The organism is Ameyamaea chiangmaiensis (assembly GCF_013376175.1).
Taxonomy (GTDB): domain Bacteria; phylum Pseudomonadota; class Alphaproteobacteria; order Acetobacterales; family Acetobacteraceae; genus Ameyamaea; species Ameyamaea chiangmaiensis.
In genome coordinates, this window is record NZ_JABXXR010000170.1 from 1 (window position 1) to 5,441 (window position 5,441).

Consider the following 5,441-nt stretch of genomic DNA (forward strand, 5'->3'; position numbering starts at 1 on the left):
CTGGTCCATGCCCTCTTGCAGACCGTGCCCGAGTTGCCAGACGCCGAACGCGGCGGCCGGGCGGCGCTGTTCCTGTCGCGTGCCGGCCTTGGCGCGGACGAGGTAGCGGCCCTGACCTGGCAGATCCTGGCCGTGCTGGAGCATCCGTCCCTTGCGCCGTTGTTCGGGCCCGGTGGCCGGCCCGAGCAGCAAGTGGTCGGTATCGTCGGTGGCCGTGTGATCGTGGGGCAGGTGGACCGTATGGCGGTCCTGCCGGAGGCGATCTGGCTGTGCGATTACAAGACCAATCGCCTGCCGCCGGACACCGTCGCGCGCACCCCTGTCGCCTATCTGCGGCAGATGGCCGCATACCGGGCGCTTTTGAAAAATCTCTATCCGGACCGCGCAATCCATTGCACGCTGGTGTGGACCGAGACCGGCGCGGTCTCATTCTTGCCCGAGTCGCTGCTGGAGCCGTACGCTCCCGGGCTTGATCCCGCTGACGGGATGATTATGTCCGTCGTTGAATGAAGGAGAATTCCATGAGCGAAAACACTGTCGCGGTCAGCGACGACACGTTCGAGACCGATGTTCTGAAGGCCGAAGGACCGGTTCTGGTCGATTTCTGGGCCGAGTGGTGTGGTCCGTGCAAGATGATCGCCCCGGCGCTCGAGGAAATCGGGGCGGAATTCAAGGGACAGGTGAAGGTCGCCAAGGTCAACATCGACGACAACCCGCTGACCCCGAACAACTATGCCGTGCGCGGCATTCCGACCCTGATCCTGTTCAAGGACGGCAAGCCCGCCGCGACGAAGGTCGGTGCCCTGCCCAAGAGCCAGTTGAAGGACTGGGTGAAGAGCAGCCTCTGAGGATTCGACACGACGGGGCGCAACGACGCCCCGTCTTCAATCCGGAGGTCAGGGCTTTCAGCCCGTCCACCGGACGAGGGACGCTCGGCTGTCCCGGAGCCCTTGGGCAAAGCCCGGGCTGAGCAGCGCGGCCAGTTCCGCCTCCGGTTCATAATCCGGCATCAGGGCACGCAGATACGGCGTGTGCCGCGTGGCGGGATGGAAATAGATTTCCGACAGACCCTCGGGCAGATGCGCCGCCAGTGCGGCGACACGCTCGGTCGTCATGTGGCCGCTCCACGCAATGCCGAAGCAGGCATCGTTGGTCAGCATGCCGGCCCGGTGCGCCTGATGGCGCAGCACCGCCGTCCACCGCCGAAGCGCATCGTCGCCCAGCGTGTCCGTAAACGTGCCGGCGGATTGCAGTGGGCCGGGTGGCTCCAGCGGCACGCGCACCGCCCGCAGGCCATATGTCCGGCCGATCCGGATCATCAGGCGCCCGACCGTCGGATGCAGATGCATGTGCTTGTGCGCATTGGCATGGTCGAGCTTCAGGCCTGTGCGGGCAAAGGCCTCGAACTGCGCCCCGATCTCCGCTGCCAGCTGACGCCGGACCGACGGGCGGAAGAAGTAATTGACCCCTAGACCGAGCTGGTCGGAGGGAAAGCGCCCATCGGGGCCGACGAGATCGGGGATCTGCTCCGGCGGCAGCACCGCCGGGCCCTCGATCACCACCAGATGCAGTCCGACGCGCAGGTTCGGCAGGCGCCGTGCACGCGCGACGGCGTCCTCGACGGCGTCGCCGGCGACCATCAGGCTCGCCGTCGAGAGAAGTCCGTCCCGATGGGCGATCTCGATCGCCTCGTTCACTTCGGGGCACATGCCGAAATCGTCGGCGGAGACGATGACCTGTTTCATGTGATGTCGTTGCGCATCGGGTCCGGCCAGGATCATGCCCCGGCCGGACGAAGCGTGATCAGGCCACGCGGCGATCGCGAAGGAACTGGAAGAACTCCACGCCCTCGCGCAGACGGCGCTTCATCATCTGCGGGCTGCGCACCATCTCGTTGACGATCGCGGCGATCTTCGGGGCGCGGAAGTAGAACTTGCGGTAAAACTCCTCCACGCTCTGGAAGATTTCCGTGTGCGACAGATGCGGGTAGTGCAGCGGCGCGATCTGCACGCCGTTTTCGTCGATCAGTTCGGCGTTGCTCTCGTCCAGCCAGCCGTTTTCGGTCGCCTGTTTGTGCAGGAACGTGCCGGGATAGGGTGCCGCGAGCGAGACCTGAAGCGTGTGCGGATTGATCTCCCGCGCGAAGCGGATCGTCTCCTGGATGGTCTCCTTCGTCTCACCCGGCAGGCCGAGGATGAAGGTGCCGTGGATCTTGATCCCGAGCTCGTGGCAGTTCTTCGTGAACTCGCGGGCCGTCTCGACGCGCATGCCCTTCTTGATGTTGTGCAGGATCTGCTGGTTGCCGCTTTCGTAGCCCACCAGCAGCAGGCGCAGGCCGTTGGCCTTGAGCACCTCGAGCGTCTTGCGGGGCACATTCGCCTTCGCATTACACGACCACGTCACGCCCAGCTTGCCCAGCTCCTTCGCGATGGCCTCAGCGCGCGGCAGGTCGTCGGTGAAGGTGTCGTCGTCGAAGAAGAACTCCTTCACCTGCGGGAAATACTGCTTCGCCAGCTTGATTTCCGCCGCCACATGCTCGGGGCTGCGCGTGCGGTAGTGATGGCCGCCCACCGTCTGCGGCCACAGGCAGAAGGTGCACCGCGATTTGCATCCGCGACCCGTGTAGATCGAGATGTAGGGGTGCATCAGATAGCCGATGAAATAGTCCTCGATCCTGAGGTCGCGCTTGTAGACCTCGGTCACGAAGGGCAGGCTGTCCATGTTTTCGATCATCGCGCGATCGCGGTTATGGACGATTTCGCCGGCTTCGGTGCGGTAGCTGATGCCGTCAACCTCTGACCAAGGGCGGCCCTCGGCGATCTCCTTGATCGTAAAGTCGAACTCGTTACGGGCGACGAAATCGATCGGCGCACCCTTGAGCAGGCTCTCCTCGGGCTGCACGGCGACCTTGGCGCCCACCATGCCGATCTTGATCGCCGGATTGGCGTCCTTGAGCATCTGCGCGACCTTCACGTCCGAACCGAAGGACGGGGTCGAGGTGTGCATGATGACCAGGTCGCGGTTCTTCACGTCCTCCAGGATCGGCTCCATGCCCATGCGGGCGGGCGGCGCGTCGATCAGGCGCGAGCCGGGGACGAGGGCCGCGGGCTGCGCCAGCCAGGTCGGATACCAGAACGACTTGATCTCGCGCTTCGCCTGATAGCGTGAACCAGCGCCGCCGTCGAAGCCATCGAAGGAAGGGGGCTGGAGGAAGAGGGTTCTCATCATCTCGGGATCGATCCTTGCGACTCAATGGGCACAGCCATGGACCGCATATGGGTAAGTCTTGAACAAAGGCAATCGGCGACGGGGTTCCAGGCGCGGGGGTCAGTCCCCCGGCACGATGGAATGTCCGCGCGCGCCGACGGCGGTATGGGGCGCAAGATGCATCGTTCGTCCGCGCCATGCAACGCGCGTTCCGCTGGCGCTGCCCACCATGATCGCGGCAGACAGCCAGTCGCGAAGCGGCAGAAGCAGAAGGGGATAAAGCTGGCGCTGGCCCAGGAGACGGTCGCTGGCGAAGGCGCAGGCGGCGCGTACCAGCCAGATCGCGGCAAAAAACCACACGCTCCAGGGCGCGTGGGGCGCGCAGGCCAGCGTTACACCCGCCCAGAAGAGCGGCAACTGGATGGACGAGGACGCATAGCCCAGCGGCTCCAGCGTCTTGACCGTCCGGCCCCAGCGCAACTCATGCGCCAGCAGGGCGCCAAGGTCGGGCTCGCCGATCGTGGTCCAGGTCATGCAGGGCGCAATGGCGATCGACAGGCCCAGCGCACGGACCAGACGGCCCAGCATCGCATCATCGGCGATGTGCGGCACGAGCGCGCGCAGACCTCCCACGCGCTCCAGCACATCGCGGCGGAGGGCCATGGTCGCCCCGAGACAGTCCTGCCGTCCCAGATAGCGCGACAGCATCACCCCGGGGAGGAAATTGTGGTTGATCTGGCACGCGGACAGCTCCCGCACCAGGCTGGGGCTGGCGGGCAGCCCGGCATAAAGCGTTGTGACAAGCCCGACGCCGGGTTGCTCCAGCGCATGGAGGACGTGGTCGAGGTAGGTCGGCGTGACGTGGATGTCGGAGTCGGAGATGACCAGCGTGTCGTGGCGTGCGACGCGCATCATATTCATCAGGTTGCCGATCTTGCGGTTCGTCCCGTGCTCGGTCGGGTCGATGACCAGATCGAGGGCCCGCGTGGGGTGGCGCCCCTGCAGGCGGCGGATCACCGCGATCGCGGGGTCGGACGCGCTCTGCACACCGAATACCACCTGATAGTCCGGGTAATCGAGGGTGCAGAAGCTCTCGAGCGCCTGTTCCAGCAGGGGTTCGTCGCCATGCAACGGCTTGAGGATCGTCACCGGGGTTGGCTGGTGGACGGGGACCACACGGGCGCTTCGCCGCATGAACCGCGCCAGCAGCGTCGATCCCAGAACCGTCTGTACGCACCCGGCCGCCGCGATGACGGCGGTCAGGTCACTCAGCGCGGCAAGGGAGAAAAACGACGACATGATCCTGCTCAGGACAACCCTGTGATGGCGGTAGCGGCTTTTAGCGTAAAAATCACTCGCCCAAGAATTTTTTTGCCTTTGCCTGCAGCGCCGCGGTCAAGCCTTCCACGCCACCGGCGCTCAGCGACGAACGGAACTCGGCCCGCTGGGCGGCGGCCTGGCTGATGTGGCCCTGCAGCAGGACGTCGGTCACGCGCCAGCCGCCGGAGGCCTGCTCCATTGGATAGTCGATTTCGGTCCCGGTGGGGTTGTCCGTGCCGCCGATATGCGTCGTGACCAGTTGCCCGGTGCCGCCGGGGGCGGCGCGAACGGCCGGATCGACGGCGAACTGCACGTTGGCGCCCGGCTTGAAGCTGTCGACGTAGGCTGCGATCGTATAGTTGCGGAAGGCCGCGAGCAGCGCCTGCTTCTGCTCGGTGGTGAAGCCGTCATACTTCAGGCCGACGACCTTGTGCAGGATCGCTTCGAGATCGAACACCTTGTCGATCGTGGGGGCGAGCGCGCTGGCGCGGCTCTCGGCCGACCCTCCGCCCGGCGCCTGGATCGTCTTCAGCGCCGCATAGAGATCGCCGATCGGCGCGGCCGGACCGCTGGCGGCGGCGGCCGACTGGGCATGGGCCGGAGGAATCGCCGTCAGGGCGAGCGGCACACCAAGCATCAGGGGGGCACAGACTGTCAGCAGAGCGGATTTCATCATCAGGCTTTCTTCTGTTCAGCGTCCATCACGACCCGGCGGAGTTCAGGCTTGCGCCAATCCGTTCAGCGTTGAAACCCCGAGGGCCTGCATAGCAGTTGCGACGATATGGGCGGCATTGAGGCCGGCTTGGTTGTATTGTTCGTCGGGCGTGTTGTGGTCGATGAAGGTGTCTGGGAGTGTCATGGGTCGGAAGCGGACGCGGTCGAGCAGTCCGGTGCGGGCGAGGTGGTGCATGACG

General features: G+C 65.3%; 7 protein-coding genes. 2 read left to right on the forward strand and 5 right to left on the reverse strand.

The features are described 5' to 3' along the window. Together HUK82_RS14185 and trxA are read left to right on the forward strand one after the other, a co-directional pair. The coding region (locus tag HUK82_RS14185; protein WP_176614578.1) for a PD-(D/E)XK nuclease family protein at positions 1 to 510 on the forward strand (510 nt) is incomplete at its 5' end. A gap of 11 nt (positions 511 to 521) precedes the next feature. Continuing rightward, positions 522 to 848: a thioredoxin TrxA gene (gene trxA, locus HUK82_RS14190; RefSeq protein ID WP_176614579.1), complete on the forward strand. Its 327-nt coding sequence runs from the start codon at positions 522 to 524 to the stop codon at positions 846 to 848. A gap of 57 nt (positions 849 to 905) precedes the next feature. On the opposite strand, the gene hpnK is transcribed toward trxA, so the two are convergent. The 5 genes from hpnK to HUK82_RS14215 form a co-directional block, all read right to left on the reverse strand. Then, the gene (hpnK, locus tag HUK82_RS14195; protein ID WP_176614580.1) at positions 906 to 1,745 is read right to left on the reverse strand and encodes a hopanoid biosynthesis-associated protein HpnK; all 840 of its coding nucleotides are present in this window, start codon (positions 1,743 to 1,745) and stop codon (positions 906 to 908) included. A 58-nt stretch (positions 1,746 to 1,803) separates the two neighbouring features. After that, positions 1,804 to 3,228, reverse strand: coding sequence for a hopanoid biosynthesis associated radical SAM protein HpnJ (gene hpnJ / locus HUK82_RS14200; protein WP_176614581.1), 1,425 nt, complete (start codon positions 3,226 to 3,228; stop codon positions 1,804 to 1,806). 99 nt (positions 3,229 to 3,327) lie between these two features. Next, entirely contained in the window at positions 3,328 to 4,506 is a 1,179-nt protein-coding gene (hpnI, locus tag HUK82_RS14205; protein WP_176614582.1) for a bacteriohopanetetrol glucosamine biosynthesis glycosyltransferase HpnI, read from the reverse strand. Positions 4,507 to 4,558: 52 nt separating this feature from the next. Beyond that, complete coding sequence (locus tag HUK82_RS14210) at positions 4,559 to 5,164, reverse strand: MlaC/ttg2D family ABC transporter substrate-binding protein (RefSeq protein WP_256127038.1); 606 nt, start codon at positions 5,162 to 5,164, stop codon at positions 4,559 to 4,561. 81 nt (positions 5,165 to 5,245) lie between these two features. Next, positions 5,246 to 5,441, reverse strand: a 196-nt coding sequence (locus HUK82_RS14215) for a hypothetical protein (protein ID WP_176614584.1), incomplete at its 5' end; no start/stop codon positions are given.

Excerpts from the sequence above, each read along its gene's own strand:
- trxA (WP_176614579.1), top strand. The coding sequence starts at position 522 with ATGAGCGAAAACACTGTCGCGGTCAGCGACGACACGTTCGAGACCGAT.
- hpnK (WP_176614580.1), bottom strand. The coding sequence starts at position 1,745 with ATGAAACAGGTCATCGTCTCCGCCGACGATTTCGGCATGTGCCCCGAA.
- hpnJ (WP_176614581.1), bottom strand. The coding sequence starts at position 3,228 with ATGATGAGAACCCTCTTCCTCCAGCCCCCTTCCTTCGATGGCTTCGAC.
- hpnI (WP_176614582.1), bottom strand. The coding sequence starts at position 4,506 with ATGTCGTCGTTTTTCTCCCTTGCCGCGCTGAGTGACCTGACCGCCGTC.
- HUK82_RS14210 (WP_256127038.1), bottom strand. The coding sequence starts at position 5,164 with ATGCTTGGTGTGCCGCTCGCCCTGACGGCGATTCCTCCGGCCCATGCC.